13 protein-coding genes are annotated in these 16459 nt (G+C 53.6%); 8 read left to right on the top strand and 5 right to left on the bottom strand.

Going from position 1 to position 16459, the window contains the following annotated elements; all coding sequences use genetic code 11:
• From AC5LBQ_RS08175 to AC5LBQ_RS08160, 4 genes are all read left to right on the top strand, one after another.
• A partial coding sequence (locus tag AC5LBQ_RS08175; RefSeq protein WP_493265170.1) for a GMP synthase (glutamine-hydrolyzing) occupies window positions 1-612 on the top strand: 612 nt, incomplete at its 5' end.
• A gap of 65 nt (window positions 613-677) precedes the next feature.
• Entirely contained in the window at window positions 678-1565 is an 888-nt protein-coding gene (locus AC5LBQ_RS08170) for a patatin-like phospholipase family protein (RefSeq protein ID WP_493265169.1), read from the top strand.
• Window positions 1566-1623: 58 nt separating this feature from the next.
• Entirely contained in the window at window positions 1624-4470 is a 2847-nt protein-coding gene (locus AC5LBQ_RS08165; protein ID WP_493265168.1) for a YhgE/Pip domain-containing protein, read from the top strand.
• A complete protein-coding gene (locus AC5LBQ_RS08160; protein WP_493265167.1) occupies window positions 4467-6755 on the top strand; it encodes a YhgE/Pip domain-containing protein in 2289 nt (762 codons plus the stop codon). Before AC5LBQ_RS08165 ends, AC5LBQ_RS08160 begins: the two co-directional genes overlap by 4 nt.
• 115 nt (window positions 6756-6870) lie before the next feature.
• Here AC5LBQ_RS08160 and AC5LBQ_RS08155 read toward each other — a convergent pair whose 3' ends face one another.
• From AC5LBQ_RS08155 to AC5LBQ_RS08145, 3 genes are all read right to left on the bottom strand, one after another.
• Entirely contained in the window at window positions 6871-8151 is a 1281-nt protein-coding gene (locus AC5LBQ_RS08155) for an ATP-binding protein (RefSeq protein WP_493265166.1), read from the bottom strand.
• A gap of 379 nt (window positions 8152-8530) precedes the next feature.
• Window positions 8531-9631 carry a bile acid:sodium symporter family protein gene (locus AC5LBQ_RS08150; RefSeq protein ID WP_493265165.1) on the bottom strand — a complete coding sequence of 367 codons (1101 nt, stop codon included), beginning with the start codon at window positions 9629-9631 and terminating at the stop codon, window positions 8531-8533.
• 187 nt (window positions 9632-9818) lie between these two features.
• Window positions 9819-11249, bottom strand: a complete 1431-nt coding sequence (locus tag AC5LBQ_RS08145; RefSeq protein ID WP_295027254.1) for a hypothetical protein — start codon at window positions 11247-11249, stop codon at window positions 9819-9821.
• A 291-nt stretch (window positions 11250-11540) separates the two neighbouring features.
• Between AC5LBQ_RS08145 and AC5LBQ_RS08140 the strand changes: the two genes are divergently transcribed.
• The 4 genes from AC5LBQ_RS08140 to AC5LBQ_RS08125 all read left to right on the top strand — a co-directional run bounded on the left by AC5LBQ_RS08140 (window position 11541) and on the right by AC5LBQ_RS08125 (window position 13438).
• The gene (locus AC5LBQ_RS08140) at window positions 11541-11678 is read left to right on the top strand and encodes a hypothetical protein (RefSeq protein WP_493265164.1); all 138 of its coding nucleotides are present in this window, start codon (window positions 11541-11543) and stop codon (window positions 11676-11678) included.
• Between the two features lie 24 nt (window positions 11679-11702).
• A complete protein-coding gene (locus tag AC5LBQ_RS08135; RefSeq protein ID WP_493265163.1) occupies window positions 11703-12134 on the top strand; it encodes a hypothetical protein in 432 nt (143 codons plus the stop codon).
• Window positions 12121-12258 carry a hypothetical protein gene (locus AC5LBQ_RS08130; protein WP_493265162.1) on the top strand — a complete coding sequence of 46 codons (138 nt, stop codon included), beginning with the start codon at window positions 12121-12123 and terminating at the stop codon, window positions 12256-12258. Before AC5LBQ_RS08135 ends, AC5LBQ_RS08130 begins: the two co-directional genes overlap by 14 nt.
• A gap of 448 nt (window positions 12259-12706) precedes the next feature.
• Complete coding sequence (locus AC5LBQ_RS08125; RefSeq protein ID WP_295027248.1) at window positions 12707-13438, top strand: B3/B4 domain-containing protein; 732 nt, start codon at window positions 12707-12709, stop codon at window positions 13436-13438.
• Between the two features lie 110 nt (window positions 13439-13548).
• Here the strand turns inward: AC5LBQ_RS08125 and AC5LBQ_RS08120 are convergent, their stop codons facing one another.
• On the bottom strand, window positions 13549-14481 hold the full coding sequence (locus AC5LBQ_RS08120; RefSeq protein ID WP_295027246.1) for an alpha/beta fold hydrolase: 933 nt from the start codon (window positions 14479-14481) through the stop codon (window positions 13549-13551).
• Between the two features lie 92 nt (window positions 14482-14573).
• Window positions 14574-15974 (bottom strand): NAD(P)H-quinone dehydrogenase, encoded by a 1401-nt coding sequence (locus AC5LBQ_RS08115; RefSeq protein WP_295027245.1) that lies wholly within the window; start codon window positions 15972-15974, stop codon window positions 14574-14576.
• Between the last annotated feature and the right edge of the window lie 485 nt (window positions 15975-16459).

The following is a 16459-nucleotide window of genomic DNA, read 5'->3' as shown; positions in this document are numbered from 1 at the left end:
GTCGGCGCCAGTGGCGGGGAAGTAAAGTTCCTGGTCCAGGGCACTTTGTATCCTGACGTGGTGGAATCGGGCGGTGGCAGCGGCACGGCTAATATCAAGTCGCATCACAATGTGGGCGGATTGCCCGAAGATTTGAAGTTTGAGCTCATCGAGCCGCTGCGCAAACTGTTCAAGGACGAGGTTCGTGCTTTGGGTCACGAGTTGGGGTTGCCTGACGTCATCGTGAACCGCCAGCCTTTCCCCGGTCCGGGCTTGGCTATCCGCATCATCGGAGAGGTTACCGAGGATCGCTTGCGAATCTTGCGGGCGGCGGACTTGATTGTACGCAATGAGCTGAGTGCGGCCGGGCTGGACACAGAGATTTGGCAGTGTCCCGTGGTGTTGCTCGCCGACGTGCGTTCGGTGGGGGTGCAGGGTGATGGGCGTACCTATGGGCATCCCATTGTGCTGCGTCCGGTTTCCTCCGAGGACGCGATGACTGCGGATTGGTCGCGTTTGGATTGGGATTTGGTGGCGCGGATTTCTAACCTGATTACCAACCAAGTTCCCGAAATCAACCGCGTGGTGCTGGACTGCACGTCCAAGCCACCGGGGACTATCGAGTGGGAGTAAACTAGCAACTCTCCAGATGCGGATTACCATGTCAAGCCCTACGATGGGACTAGGGGTGACTTGGAATGCAACGGTTTGAAAACAACGTCTTTGACACAGCTTTATTGTTTGAAGGCGGGGCCATGCGTGGCAGTTACAGCGGGGGAGCAGTAAACGCCCTGTTGGAAGCGGAAGTGTATGTGGACTACGTGGCAGGAATCTCCGCGGGGGCAACCTGCCTGGTGAACTATCTGGCCCGATTGCCTCAACGCTCCCGGCGCTGCTTTATTGATGTCACTACCGATCCTGCTTTTGGCGGCTGGAAGACCGCCATCAAAGGCAAAGGGCTTTTTGACACCCACCACATGTACTACGACATGACTGAGCCGGGGGCAATGCTGGAACTGGATTATGAACGGTTTGTGGCCAATCCAGCGGCGTGGCGTGTTGGGGTGTACAACGCGGAGCGTGGAGAAAATGTCTATTTCTGTGCAGACCAGGTGGACACGGAGCAAAAGCTGACCCATGTGTGCAAGGCTTCGGGATCCATGCCGATCGCCACCCCGGTCACTTACATTGCCGGGGAGGCCTGCATGGACGGTGCCATAGGCCCTAGCGGCGGGATTCCTCTGGATGTAGCGCAGGCCGATGGCTACGAAAAGTTCCTGGTCATCCTGACGCGACCGCGTGATTACGTGAAGGAAAACCGTCTGCCCGATTGGACTTATCGGTCTTTGCTGGCACGCTATCCGCGGGCCGCCCAGGCCTTGGTGGACCGTCCCGCGAATTACAACCGGACCCGGGCGGAGCTGGAGCGCTTGGAGGCTGAGGGCAAGGCCTACGTCTTTTATCCCGAACATATGGGGGTTGCGAATTTCGAAGATGATCCCGCCAAACTGGAAGAAAATTTTGCCGCCGGATACGAACAGATGCAACGTGAACTCCCAAAGGTCAAAGAGTTCTTAGGGCTGTAAAGTCACGTGGTAGATTGCGTGAACTGCCAGATTTTCAACACGCGGTTATGATTGGGGGGTGAAAGATAGCTGGCGGGTATTCACTCGTGACGTGAGGCGGATTATTGCGGTTCCGCGGTCCCTGATTATCGTCTTCGGCATCTTAGTCACCCCAGCCCTGTACACGTGGCTGAATATTTTGGCCTTTTGGAACCCCTATAAGGCTACGGAAAACCTGCCCATAGCGGTGGTGAATAACGATGCGGGTGCGGCATCTGCACTGACTGGCCAGCTCAATATTGGCGACCTCATAGTCGAACAGCTGTCAGAGAATGAAGATCTCGGCTGGCAGTTTACGGATCAGGACACGGCCAACCACAAAATCAAAGCCGGGGAAGTTTATGCGACTTTTGTCATCCCGAAGACCTTTAGCAAAGATTTGGTCGATATTTTTAGCGGTCAACGTCACCAGCCGACCATCGAATACTATGTGAATGAAAAGAAAGGCGCTATTGCGCCAAAAATTACCGATGTCGGAGCAAATGAACTCGATATTCAAATCACGTCCACTTTCCGGGGCCAGGTCGGCGAGGCCATTGCGCAGGCTTTGCGCGATGGTGGGTTAGAGATTGACGCGAGCGTTGTTGGTGCTCAGGGCAGCACTGTCGACGCCTTGGGCGGTATCAACCGGGACCTGGCTGATGCGCAAGTCGCCTTGGATTCCGCCAGTGCGTCTCTGACGGGTTCCTTAGAGACTATGAAAAAAGTCCGGGCTGCGCTGGCTGCAGCTGACCCGGCATTGGCTGATGTTTCCGCGGCTTTGAGTAACGCCCAAGACATTTTAGGAACGGTCGTCTCCGATGCTTCCGAATTTGCGGCCGTGGCGGGGGAAGCCAGTATCAACGCCCAAAAAGCGCTCAATGAGTCCTCGGCGGCGGCGAGTTCGGCTGTGTCGAATGCTACGAGTAAACTCACCGAAATGGACTTGCAGCTGCAATCCGGCATTCAGCGGGCGAATGCTTCGATAGTGAAAATGCGTGCTCAGATTGAGGTTTTGGAAGAATCCCCGCAGACGCAAAAGCTCGCTGCAGAGTTAAATACCCGGCTGAACGACATGCAGAATCTGCTCGCTAAGATCGGGAAAACCGGGTCAGATGCGGTAAAGACCAGCGAAGATTTGAAGGCGCTGATGAATGCCTATAATCAGGCTCTGACCGATGCGCAACAAGTTACCACCGGTTTGCGTGAACAGTCCAGTCAGGCAGCATCCACGTTAAACGCCCGGGTGACGCAGCTGTCGGCTCAGCTGGGAGCCATCAAATCCGCGGTGGGTACCGCGCGGATTTCCCTTACGGAAATTTCGGCGCTGACCCACGGGGTTGATGTCCAGATTGCAGACATGCAAAACGTGCTCGGCCAGGTGCAGGGCAACTTGAACGGACTGGCCAGTACGGCACGCGGGGCACAAACCGATGTGGCGACTCTGGCCACCGCGCTACGGACGGGAACCTTGGAAACAGTCATTGGCTTGGACCCGACCAATATCGGACGCTACCTGACCTCACCGGTGGAATTCGATCAACAAACGTTCTTTCCCATTAACTCTTATGGTTCGGGAATGGCGGCCATGTTTATCAATCTCTCCCTGTGGATTGGCGCGCTTATACTGGTCATTATTTTCCGGGTAGAAGTCGATAAAGAAGGCTTTGGCTGGTTGAGCTTGCGCTCGGCTTATCTGGGACGATTCATGCTTTCCGGTGTGCTGTCTGTAGGGCAGGGATTGATTGTCAGTGTGGGCAGTTTGCTGATGGGAGTTCAGGCGGTCAATGTTCCCGCTTTCATTGCTACATCTATGCTGATTGGGCCGTGTTATTTGGCAATTATCTATGCCTTGGCGGCAGCGCTCAGTCACGTAGGCCGAGCCCTGGCAATCTTGCTAGTGGTGTTGCAGATTCCCGGAGCCTCAGGCATCTATCCGATTGAACTCATGCCCGGATTTTTCCGTCTGCTTTCCCCAATGCTCCCGTTTTCTTACGGCATCGATGCGGTGCGAGAAACTATCGGCGGGTTCTATGACGGTCGATTCTGGCATGTTATGGCGGTTTTATTGATTATGAGCGTCACGGTGTTCCAGCTGGGCTTTGTGGGTAGGCGTCGCTTGGGTTACTTCACCCAGTTGTTCTATGACGATTTGGCCCGCACTGAACTGGTTGTGAATGAAAACGTACAGCTGCAAAGCCCCGGTTACAGGTTGAGTAACATCATTGCGCTGCTGGGTAACCGGAAAGAATTCTCCACCCGTATCAGTCGACGTCAGGAAAAGTTCAATGCCCGTTATCCCGCTTTGATTAATGGACTGAGCATCGTGGGGATTTTGGGACTGGTTGTGCTGGGGATGATTTCCCGGCTCACCTCCGCCAGCAAGCCGGTGCTTTTGGGTATAGTAGCGATTTGGGGACTGGTCATTATTGGGGCGCTGGTTGACGTGGTCGCGCTAAAGAGCTCCATAGAACGGGCCGAAAGGCTGTCACATCTGACGGAAGATGAGCTTTTCGAGAGCCTAGCCCGCCAGAGAGGCGCGAATACTACAAAAACCACAAATCGGTCGGAGAGTCTGAACAGCGGACGTTACTGGAGCCGCAGTGAACGCCGCCTGATTACCGCGTCAGTGCGGGAAGATGCCGCTGTGGAAGAAAGTGCCGCAGTGGAATCTGTGGAGGGGGACACTGTCGGAACAATGGATGAACCCCGGCGGGAAAGCGCGGAGAACACCCCCGATGAAACCCAGAACGAGACCGCGGACCACTCTGCCGATGAAAACCCGACCGAACCCCAGAATCGAGTCCGGGATGACATCGCGGACCAAAGTGCCGAGAAGCCGACGGGCGAAACCGACACCTCTGCAACCAGCGAGGCGACACGATGAACAAAGTACTTTTTATCATGCGTGACGACTTCCGCCAGATTCGCAGCAGCGTCATGGTCCGGATATTCATGGTCCTGTTGATTACCGTGCCCTTGTTTTTCACCTGGTTCAACGTGCTGGCGACCTGGGACCCCTTCTCAAATTCAGGACGGTTGCAGATTGCCGTGGCCAGCACCGATGAGGGCTACAACAGTAAATTCCTGAACGTCAAAGTCAATGTGGGGGACACGGTGCTTAAGGAACTGGCAGCGAATGACCAGTTTGATTGGGTGCTGACCAGCAAGGATCAGGCTTTGGAAGGTACGCGCTCGGGGAAGTACTACGCGGCAATTGTGTTACCGGCGGATTTTTCGCAATCCATGTTCACGTTCTATGCCGGCGGGGCTGCCCCGGCGAATATCACGCTGTACACCAACGAAAAGAAGAACCCGCTGTCAGCCAATCTCACCTCGCAAGGCGCCCAGGGTGTCACCGCACAAATCAACACGACTTTTTCGCGAACCTTGGCTGAAGTCGCTGTGGGCATTGCCGAGGACGTGTCCTCTTACCTGGACACTGCCGACACTCAGGCTGCCTTGGACCGGCTGAGCAACCGTCTCGAAGCCCTCTGTGCACAACTGAATTCCGGGGCGAATACAGTTAGTTCTCTGTCTATCTTGGTAGGTTCGGCGGTGCCGCTGGCCACGGGGGCAGAACAGCTGGCCGAGGGGGTGCAGGACTCTTTCGATGGGGCTGTTGGCGCCACATTGGATTCCGGGGACAATAGTACCGGGGGGGCGGATGATCCCTTCGCGGTCGTTTCCTCCGGGCTCGACGATGCTGTGAGCCTAGCGGCGGACAATATTTCCAACCTGCAAAATCAATTGGACAACTTGCTGGATTCGGCCAACAGCACCACCCAAAGCAGCGCTGCCGCAGTCGAACAGCTGCAGACTTTGTTGGATAAACAAATCAGTGGCTTCCAAAAGACGCGGGACGCGATCGAGCAGTCACTGGGCCCGGACGGGGCGGATTTGCTGGGGAAGGATCCGACCGCTGATCGATTCCTAGCCGATATGGACGCGGCGATTGCTCGCCAACAAAGCCTGTCGGAACGACTGGGCAGTATTGCAGCTGACCTGCGCCGGGGGGTAACTCTCGATTCTGACCTGAGGGAGTCGGCCCACCGTGCCATAGCGGACGCGCAACGGGCTATTGACACGGCCCGGTCCAACTATGAGAAAAATTTGCAGCCAAAGATTGAAAGCCTGCGTGAAAACCTGGATTCTGCCGGAGAGGATGTGAAAGTTTTCCGTTCATATTTGGAGGAGATACAAGCCGACCTGTCGGAAAGTGCGGGTGGGATGATTGAGAGTACGCGCCGCTCCCAAAAGGCACTGGCCGATACCGCGCAAAGGATGCGTGACGGGGCCAACCGCTTGGACCAGGCTCGTGAACAGATTGCGTCCACCCGGGAGGAAGGGGACTTGAACCAAATCGCTATGACGTTGGGAGCTGACCCCAAAGGCTTTGCCCGCCTGATTTCTTCCCCCGTAGCAGTACAACGCAATGCTGTGTTCCCAGTCGCCACTTTCGGGGTAGGCATGGCTCCGCTATTCACTGTCATAGCCCTGTGGGTGGGGGCGCTCCTGGCGGGGGTGTTCCTGCGTACTGGCGTTTCTCCGAATGTGGGCCAACGCTACCTGGCCAACATTGCAGCCCGGAAGCATTCTGATGCAGCCGCTGCGGCGGATACGAACGCTGCGGAATCAGCCATGAAAGCTGCAGTAAACAAGCCTGTGTTCACCGGGGCTCAGGAGTATCTGGGACGTTACTTCATGTTCTGGGTAATTGGGATGGCTCAATCCACATTGCTGATGGTCGGGCTGATTGTGTTTGTGGAGATTGAACCGGCGCACCCCTTCCTGCTGATTTTGGCGGGATGGGTCATTTCCACCGTCTTTACCAATATCGTTTACACGCTTGTAGTGGCACTTTCCAATGCGGGCAAAGCCGTAGCGGTGGTGCTACTGGTGTTACAGATTTCTGCCGCTGGTGGGGCCTATCCGCTGGAACTGCTACCGCAATGGTTCCAAAACATCAGTCCCTGGCTGCCCGCCACATATGCGATTAACTTGATGCGTTCGGCAATCGCCGGGATTTATGCGGGTGATTTTGCTTACAACCTGGTGATAATCCTGGTGTTCCTGATTCCGAACCTGGTGCTCGGGTTGGTTTTGCGGCATACGATTGCCGGGCGGATTCACGATATGACCAAAGAGATTGAAAAAACGAAAGTCATGTAGTCGGGGCTAACCAAACTGCGGTGAACTAGGTGTTATTGCGCATCGCCACCGGAGGTCGTCAGGAAATAATGAAACTCATCGATTGCAATTCTTTTTACCCATTGGATGTAGTTTTTTACAGTGATGCAGTTTCTCCCCGGCCAGTGAGCCAGTCAATGATGTGGAGTACTCGTATACCATCGGGGCGGATTCCAGTATGTAAATAATCCGTGGTCAGCAATAATTTGGGAAAAGCATCCTCGATGGCCTGTAGTGGTGTGAGCTCCCGGGTCATGACTTTTTTGTTGCTAACGTCATCGGCGACTTGGAAATAAACGCGTTCGCCATTCTTTTCCGCCACGAAGTCCACTTCCCCTTTAGGCAGCGCACCCACACTGACAGTGAAGCCACGACGGCGCAGCTCTAGGTAAACCAGGTTTTCTAACTGGTAGCCGACATCAGTCGGAGCGAAACCGGTGGTCAGGTTCCGTAATCCCGTGTCGACGGGATAGAACTTGCGTAATGGTCGCAGAATTTCTTTGCCGCGCAGCCCCATCTGTTCGACCGGATATATCAACAGCGCTCGGGATAGGGCATCAAGATAGGAGTCGAGGGTAACTCCAGATACGCGATAGCCCGAGCTTTTCAGAGTGTTCACGATGGAACGAGTGGAGAACAGGGACCCGGAAGTGGAAAACACATAGCGGACCAACTTTTCTAAGACGTTTAATTCACGTACCTGGAGTCGGGCTGCCACGTCGCGCAGGATTACGGAATCAAAGATGGTTGTGAGCTCTCTAGTCACGGTTTCCGTGTCTAATCCGGGAAGTTGGAACAGTCCTGGCATGCCTCCAAAGCGCAGGTAATCGGCAAACAGGGCTTCTTCACTGCGGGCGGTTTCCTGGCTGGTGGTTACGAAATCTAGATATTCCTGGAAAGACAGGGGGTAAATCTCAAGGATTACATAGCGTCCACTGAGTCGAGTTGCTAAATCACCGCTCAAAACATAGGCGTTGGAGCCGGTGAGATACACGTCCACTCCGGGACGGGTATGCAATCCACGGACGATTTTTTCCCAACCAGTAACATCTTGGACTTCATCTAGTAGCACGTAGAAGGGCTTGTTGGGGTCGGCGGCATCGAAGGCTTGCTGTAAATCTGCTTGCAGCCATTGTGCATTAAGGTCAAGCGGCAGGGAAAAATCATCAAAACGCCGCAGGTAAATGTGATTTTCCGGTACTCCAGAATCCAGCAGTTCCTGTTTCCACAATCGCAACAGAGTCGACTTCCCGCAGCGACGCACTCCAGAGAGTACCTTTACCGATTCGGTATCACGGTAGCGTCGCAGCAGGTCAAGGTATCGAGGGCGTGCCAAATCGCGAGAATACGAATGCAGTAGTGTGGAATTGCTAATCATACTTTACATGTTAGCTTTTTTATGCATAAATGAAAAGTATAATTTGCATTTGAAAAGGTCGGGGCTGGAAGCTCTTTATACATGCTCGTGGACTTGACTTCTCATTGTTGTAGGCAAGGCATCACAAAAGTTCAGTCTTTGATTGGGACAAATAGTCATCGTCTACCAACCTCATATTTTCCTCAATATGTACACGACTGCGGCGAGCACGCGGAGTGATTGTCAAGAAGATTCGCGGCATCAAAGAGAGGCGATGCTCAAGGAGTGCAAATTAATGCAAACCCGTAGTATTTCGTGAGTGGGATGAGATAGACGGGCAGGCTGTTTTTTTCGCCAGCCTGCCCGTCTTTGTCGCCTTTAGGGGATTTTCAAAAGGGATTTAGCCCACCAATGCCGGGGTGGTGGTGTTTTCTGCAGTAGCGCCCGGCATCGGGTTTGCCGTGGCCGTTGCGGTGTTCTCCGGGGTTTGGCTCGCAGCTTGGCGGGCGGCTTCGCGTTCAGCCATGCGACGGTAGATGACCGAGAGCAACGCCCCGGACAGGTTGTGCCAGATGGAGAAGATGGCGCCGGGCAGTGCGGTTTCGGGGGTCATGGCAAAGTGTGTCTTAGCCAGGGTGGCCGCCATGCCAGAGTTTTGCATACCGACTTCAATCGAGACCGTGCGCGACACTCGGTTATCTGCCCGCAGCAGTTTCGAGAAGCCGTACCCCACGCCGTAACCCAGGATATTGTGCAGTATAACCGCGACCAAAACCATCAGACCTGCTGCCTTGATGGCATCTACGGAAGCGCTGACTACCCCGGCTACCACCCCGGAAATACCCAGGGTAGAAACCCAAGGAAGGGCCGGAAGAATCCGGTTGATGAATTTGGGGAAAGCCAGTCGTAGCACTAAGCCAGCCACAACGGGAACCAGCACCATCTTCACGATGCTCACCGCCATCGCCCCGGCATCCAACGGCATATATTTACCAGCCAGCCACTGCGTCAGCAGCGGGGTCATCACGGGAGCGAGCAGCGTAGAAATCGCGGTCATGGTGACGGAAAGAGCTACGTCAGCTTTCGCGAGGTAAGAAATCACGTTCGACGAGGTGCCACCGGGGGCGCATCCGACCAGAATAACGCCTACAGCTACGGCATCCGGGAGGCGTAAAACGTTAACGATTAATACCGCTAGCGCAGGCATGATGACGTATTGGGCGACAACACCCAGCAAGATGGGCCACGGCCTTGTGAATACCAGACGAAAATCCGGCAACGTTAGGGTCAGACCCATGCCGAACATAATGACACCCAAAAGAATCGCGACGTGCGGAGTGAGCGTCCCAGCCGTAGCGGGGGAAAAGAATCCCCACAGGGCGGCCGCAATAATCAGAACTGGGAAGATCGTCACAGCCCACAGGGCGCTGCGATCTTCGGGGGTAAGCGCTTTAGGCGCTGATGAATGGTTATCAGTTCGAGTATTAGTTTGAGTAGTCATGCTCCGACTATAGCCATTTTGTCCACATACCGGATAGCTGTTTCAAAAAGTGAGACATAAATGGCGCTACCAGCCCTAATACAAGGAAGGAAGATGATCAAAATGGCAGTCCTCAGCCAATCAATGATTGATGATGCTCGCTACGACGCGGTATGCCGGTGGGCGTGGGTGTACCTAATAGGTTCCTCTAATGGTTATGGAGTTTCCGTAGTGCGGAGTCAACAAGTTTCATTTTTGTGGGTTCAGACTGAACCATCCAAGGTAAATATTTGTTGGTAATTAGAGCCATCTGTTCATTAAGCGTGAGTGAATTGGAGAAGTTAAGCCGAGAAATGCCGGTGCTAGATTCATCATCGAGATACCAGCGGAGTTGGTTAAGTAAATGTACTCCTTTGACGGTTCCTATATTGCCAAGTTTAAAGCCGTGGAAGTTATGAGTCGCTAATGCTTTAGCAAAAGCATCTACTTTGAGAAATGCTTTATCGTTACCGATAGACTCTGCATCTGCATACATTACACCCAACAGAGCTTTTTGATTTGAAGACAATGATTTTGCAATTGTATCGATACGAGATACGTATTTTGTAAAGGTGTCTGCTCCGTGCTTGAGGGTAGTTTTACCCAAGGTGTTCGCTGCATCTTCGATTTGTAGACCGAGGCTAGGACCTTCTTCGGGATCAAGACCAGTATATTTGTTATATACACTGGCAGAGGCGTCAAAACGGCCTAAAATACGTTTTAATGCGTCGGAAAAACCGTCTAAGTGAGAGGTATCTTCGAGGCGTGCTGCGGCAATTTGGTAATCGTGTTGCCAAACTTTAATATCCAAGCGTGTAGCCCAGCGCCAATCGGATGAGGCATATTTAGCGGCAAGTACATCATTGTGAGGACGATTCTTACGTTCGTTTGCTTCGTTAATCCTGAGATTATCTTGCTGCATTTGTTTGGATGAAACTGTGCGGGCGAACACTTCTAGCTTGTGAAAAAAAGACGATCCGGTTAAGTCTGCAGCAGTGAGATATTGACCATGATAATCAGAGCGTTGGTCGTTTTCAGTGGGGATGTTCCCTTTTGAATCGCTGAGAGCCTGAGTAAAGAAGCTGATGATATCGGTTTTGATGCCGTGAGCCTCTGAATCGCGCAGAAATAGTCCTTCGCTACCTTTATATCCGGAAATCCAATCCATAGCCACCAAGCTGGCGTCACTAGATGCTGCCTTGGTGGCGACGTTGTTGATGAGACCGACACAATCGTCGGCGTAGCTAGAAATGCGTTCCCTAAATTCAGAGTCGAGAGCTTCTAACAATTTATGTTCGTTAGCTTTATATGTCTCATTGGCTGAGCAGGCTTTAAGTATTAAATCCCGGCGATGATTGTAATCTGTAACAAGTTCAGTTAGTGAGTCCTTTGAACGGTGAAGAATAGTATCAATTTTAGATAAATTACTAAAAGCGTCCGCGATAAAGTGCGCTTCGCTGTTAATGTCTATAACGTCGCCCAGAATAGCCCGCAAACGAGAATTGCTTAGATTCGACTCTAATGTAGAATCGATTCTGGAGTGAGAAATATGCTGGCTGTATATTGAAGGATTCTTGGATCCAATAAATATTTCGCTCACGTTTATGACTCCTCGTATTTTCCGTTGATGTTTAGCAAAACTATGGAGTTTTTAGTATAGGTTAGAGTTTTCACTTTTTATGCGGTAACGCGACTCATCTCATTCTCAAAGCTGTCTGCTAATGCCGCTGGGTGTGTCAAGGGAACAACTCACGATAAACGCCGTGGCAAGGGTTAGTAGGTGTCGTGAAAAGTTAAACATTTTAAACATCCCTTCTGGCGCGCGCTGATAATATTTTACAGCTGGTTATTTCAAGTGTAAATACCCTATTTTCGGCGTGTAATGTCGCGAATGCTCAGAGTAACCTATGCCGAGTGCCTGGGGAATCCGCGAGGTTCCCTCACGGTGCCGCTGTCGGGGTCAATCTCGCGTTACCTGTTCATTCTGCCGGCACCGCACCATCGGGTGTACCTGGGGTTGACAGATTAGGATAATCCCGGTCTGATTCCTGACGTGCCCGAAACTCCCGAAGAAGATATTGATTTCCTGCTACACAACATCTACTTCGCCCTCGAACAGTCCCTCAGCCGCGACGATGTAATCGGAACTTTCACCGGACTAAGACTCCTTATTGATAGTGGTGAGGGAGGCTCAACTGTAGATATTTCGCGCAAGCACGCCCTGATTCGTTCCCGGGATGGGGCGTTCTCCGTGGTGGCTCAGGCGGAAATCGCCCGACTTTTGGAATACTTGTATGGCGCCGATGTGACCCGCGCTGAGGTGGCTTTTGCGTTGACTCACGAGGGGGCTATGAATGCTGCGGATATTTTGCAGCGTCCAACCAGGTTGGGGCTGGTGAAAGACGATGCTTCACGGGTGGATTGGGAAGTCCAGGAAATCATTGCTGAAGTAGCCGAGAAGGAGAATTACGTTGTCATTTCCTAAATGGATGCTCATGTTGATTGCGAAGGTGCAGGCTCGTCATCCGTTGATGGTGGCCAGGGTGATACACCGGTTAACCTCAAAGAAGCATCACAGTTCTCAAAATGTCCCCACCAGTGATTCGTAGCTTCCCACTAAAGGCACGGCGCATCTGACTCTGACCCGCACCAATGGGGTGCTGGCGGCTAATCGCGCCGCGAGAATCCCCGGTGCTTGAGAGATGCTCGCAACGAGTCTTCGCCCGGGAAAAGGCTCTCAGCTGTACGGTTGGGGATTAGTTGCATCGTGCGACCTCATCAGTGAACGGTGGGGAGAGGACGTCACAAGGGCCTGGCGAGTGGGCTTAACGGTCAGATAGGGCCGTTCGGGGGTGAACGACCCTATCTGAATCTGGAAATATATTTTATATGGCTGTTGCTCAACCTACGCTCACAGGTGTGGCTTTCATGCAGTATTTAGTGATGTAGCCCGGAACTCTTCCAAGTAGTGCGATGCTGCCTAGGTAATCCAGAGAGGGGATAATGGAGCATAATTGGATGCGGATGGCAAGAAATCGAGAAGAAATGAGGCATGTCATGAAGCAGTTTGTCACTGAAGATTCGTTTTGGGAATTGTTCCCTGAGGCACGGATAGGCATTGTTGTGGCTCAGAATATGCGCCAAGTCGAGGAAGTGCCAGAAGAGGACGTGACAACTATTCAGCAGCTCCTTGCCGAGGCGAACCGTACTGCCCAAAAACACCTCACCTCAGACACTATCTCCCAGAATGAAGTGGTGGCTGTGTGGCGCGAAGCATTCCAGAAGTTCAAAACTAAGAAAGGCGCCCGCTGCTCAATTGAGAATTTGTTGAAACGTGTATTAAAGGGAAACCCTGTTGGCTCAATTAACCCGACAGTAGACATTTACAACATTATTTCTCTGAAATATGCACTTCCAGTGGGGGGAGAGGATATCGACGCTATGGATGGAAACATTCGTCTCGGCATCACTCAAGGTTCAGACGCTTTCACCGCCCTGGGAGAAGAGGAGGAATCGCCAACCTTAGAGGGGGAATTGTGCTACCGCGATGATGCGGGAGCGATTTGTCGCTGCTGGAACTGGCGCGATGGCATCCGCACTGCTCTAAGGGACGATTCAAACAAAGCTTTCTTGATTATTGAATGCGTAGATCCTCTGCGCGCCCAGGATTTGCAATCCGCAATCGATGAGCTTTCGGAATTGATGTCTAACTACCTCAAAGCCGATATCTTTTGTAAAGAAATAATCACACGGGACAACCCCACCATCGTGATTGATGGTGCTAAGTGAAACCGATTCATATCTGAACGCCGGAGAACTCTGGTCTCGCAAACTGCTCTCCAGCAAATACTGCGCGGCCAGAGTTCAATCCGGTGAACGTCCCCAAGCGCTCCGGGGCGTCAGGCTGCAACAATATCGTCGAAGAAGTCGATGATGCCCCAGGCCACTTCGTCTTTGATGTCCGTGTAGTTGTGGATTTCGTGGCGATATCCGAAATAGAGCTGCGCCTGGGTCTGGTGTCCCGTATCCTCCAGCCAGTTCACGACCTCCATGAACCCGGTGCCGAACATGCCAATGGGATCTTCAGAACCGGCTATCAGGTAAACCGGCAGATTCTTGGGGACTGACTCGGCCCACTGGGGGCCTTCGACCTGTTTCAGCATCTGGGCAAAATCGAGCATGGAACGGTTTGATGTCGGCTTGGTGAAAGCATCAAAAGGATCCTCGGCATGGTCCTTTTGCACGTAAGGATCCTCACAAATCCACTCGTTGCCAATCTTTACACCCTCGGGAATGCGGGCAAATGAAAAGCCGAAGAACTGCTGGACAATCTCGGGGTTGCTGCTTTCGCCCTCGCCGGCCGCCACCAGCTCTTGCAGCCGCGCTATCACCGCGTCTGTCTCGGGGAAGCGCCCCGTCACTCCACACAGGGTAATTCCCGCGAGCTCGTCGCCGTATTTCACCATGTAGTCTCGTCCAATCATCGACCCCATCGAGTGGCCGAAAAAGAACAGGGGCAGGTCCGGGTATTTTTCTTTCACAAGCACGGATAGGCGGTGTTCGTCCTCCATCATCGTGTGAGGGCCCTTGTCGCCCCAGTCGCCCCAACGGTCGTTCTCTACAGCGGTTTTCCCGTGACCAACGTGGTCGTCAGCAGCCACGATGTAGCCTGCCTCCAGCAGATTGACGATGAGGTGCAGATACCGGCGTGAATGCTCGCCGAAACCGTGAACGAGTTGGACGATACCTTTCGGCTTCGCCGCCGGAACGTAAATCCAGCCGTAAACAGTGTCTCGTTCGTTGAAAGAGGGGAAAGTAATCTCGTGCAGCATTGCGCGTCCTTTCGTTGGTTAACGTATCGGGTGGACGCTCCTATCCTCACACATTTCGGGTCGGTCTACGCTGGGTTTAAACGGTACAGAAGTTAGGGGAGTTCCACCATCTTGTGTAGGGAGCGGGCCGCTTCCGTGATAGTGCCGGAGATGGAGGGGTAAATCGTGAAAGTATTGGCAAACTGATCGACTGTCAGGCGGTTCTTAACCGCGAGGGTCAGCGGAAAAATGAACTCCCCGGCATACTGCAGGCAAATGACCGCCCCGGCGATAGTCCGGGTGCGCCGGCGGGCAAACAGTTTCACGAAGCCCTCGTCAATGCCGCGCATCCGGGCGCGAGCGTTGCGGGCAATCGGGAGCGTCACGCTCACACAATCGACCTCGCCGGAATCGACCTGTTTCTGGGTCACCCCCACGGCCGCAATCTCGGGGTTAGTGAAAATATTGGAGGACACCTGATCCAGGTTCAGCGGCTCCACCGCATCGCCCAAAGCGTGCGCAATCGCAATCCTCCCTTGTGCAGAAGCCACTGAAGCGAGCAAGAACACGCCGGTGCAGTCCCCGCCGGCATAGATACGATTCGCGGTCGTGCGTGAGACACGGTCAATCTTAACGAAGCCGCGCTCGTCGAGCTCCACGCCGGCTTCCTCCAGACCCATCTGGTCCGTGTTCGGAATCGCCCCGACCGCCATCAACACGTGAGAACCTTCCAGCTCTCTGCCATCGCTCAACGTGACGACCACCCCGTCGTCGACCACGCGGGCAGCTTCAGCGCGGGAGTTGGCACAAATATTGACCCCGTTCTTGGCGAACACTTCCTCAATGAGCCGCGCCGCATCCGGGTCGTCATTGGGCAGCACGTGATCGCGAGAACTCACCAAGGTGACTTTTACGCCCACCGAGTTGAACGCCGAGGCAAACTCGGCACCGGTAACGCCTGAACCGACCACGATAAGGTGCGTCGGCACGGTCTTGAGAGAATAAATCTGTTTCCAGGTCAAGATACGTTTGCCGTCCGGCATGGCTTTGGGAAGTTTCCGCGGGCGCGCCCCGGTAGAAACAATGACCGCGTCGGCTTCGAAGCGACGTTCGCCTACCGTCACGATTCTCCGCCCATTATCAGCGGTTTCCGGCAAGATAGAACCGCGTCCGCGAATCAGCTCCACGCCGGATTCGCTCAGACGGTGGGTAATCTCGGCGCTTTGCGTCCCCGCCATGCGTCCCACCCGGTCAAAAATACCCAGCACATCAGCCGTGTAGGAACTGCCTTCCTCCACAATGTTGAGTTCTCCGGCGCGCCGCACGTTATCCATCCACACCGAGGAGGCAATCAATGTTTTCGAAGGAATCACATCGGTGAGGACCGCGGAACCGCCGGGCCCCTGTTCCTCAATGAGAATCGTGCGAGCCCCGTGAACGCGAGCCTGAGCTGCTGCTTCGTAGCCGCCAGGACCGCCGCCGATGATAACCACTGTTTGATCTCTGCTGGACATGGTTTCATTGTCTCAAAAATCAAATGCGTGCGTGGCGCCAAACCGGGCGACTTGACGGAGTAGTAATCCAGGCAAGCGCTAAGGTTTGGGTTTTTCGGTATTTTGAGCGTTGATTGTAAAGGTACGTGCATGAGCGACCGATTTCGGGGGCGGGATTTGTGTATTGTTGACGTCCTAATTTGTAAAGATGCAGGTGGTAGTGATTTGGGTTTTAAAGAATCGTGTGCGAGTGAAGTGAAATCGGTCGTTCGTGCACCTTGTCCGTAGTCAGGGTGCTAGAGAGTCTGGGTGCTTGCAACCCGCTGCGCGGGTTGCTGACTCTTGGTTCTGTTGGTTTAGTCCGGGTGCTTGCAACCCGCCGTTTTCGCGGCGGCTTGCGCACCCCTTAGCCGAAGCGGCAAATGCCTTGCGGCTTTTTCGTGGGCGGGGGGTCTCTCCCCCCCCCCCCGCCCGCCGATCCTCTTCTTCCCCCCGAGCGGCTCACC

The organism is Mobiluncus sp., assembly GCF_985070215.1.
This window is presented reverse-complemented; position numbering and strand designations above follow the sequence as displayed.

Bases quoted from the DNA above. Each gene is read 5' to 3' on its own strand.
- AC5LBQ_RS08170 (WP_493265169.1), top strand. From the start codon at position 678: ATGCAACGGTTTGAAAACAACGTCTTTGACACAGCTTTATTGTTTGAA.
- AC5LBQ_RS08160 (WP_493265167.1), top strand. From the start codon at position 4,467: ATGAACAAAGTACTTTTTATCATGCGTGACGACTTCCGCCAGATTCGC.
- AC5LBQ_RS08155 (WP_493265166.1), bottom strand. From the start codon at position 8,151: ATGATTAGCAATTCCACACTACTGCATTCGTATTCTCGCGATTTGGCA.
- AC5LBQ_RS08150 (WP_493265165.1), bottom strand. From the start codon at position 9,631: ATGACTACTCAAACTAATACTCGAACTGATAACCATTCATCAGCGCCT.
- AC5LBQ_RS08140 (WP_493265164.1), top strand. From the start codon at position 11,541: ATGCTCAGAGTAACCTATGCCGAGTGCCTGGGGAATCCGCGAGGTTCC.
- AC5LBQ_RS08125 (WP_295027248.1), top strand. From the start codon at position 12,707: ATGAAGCAGTTTGTCACTGAAGATTCGTTTTGGGAATTGTTCCCTGAG.
- AC5LBQ_RS08120 (WP_295027246.1), bottom strand. From the start codon at position 14,481: ATGCTGCACGAGATTACTTTCCCCTCTTTCAACGAACGAGACACTGTT.
- AC5LBQ_RS08115 (WP_295027245.1), bottom strand. From the start codon at position 15,974: ATGTCCAGCAGAGATCAAACAGTGGTTATCATCGGCGGCGGTCCTGGC.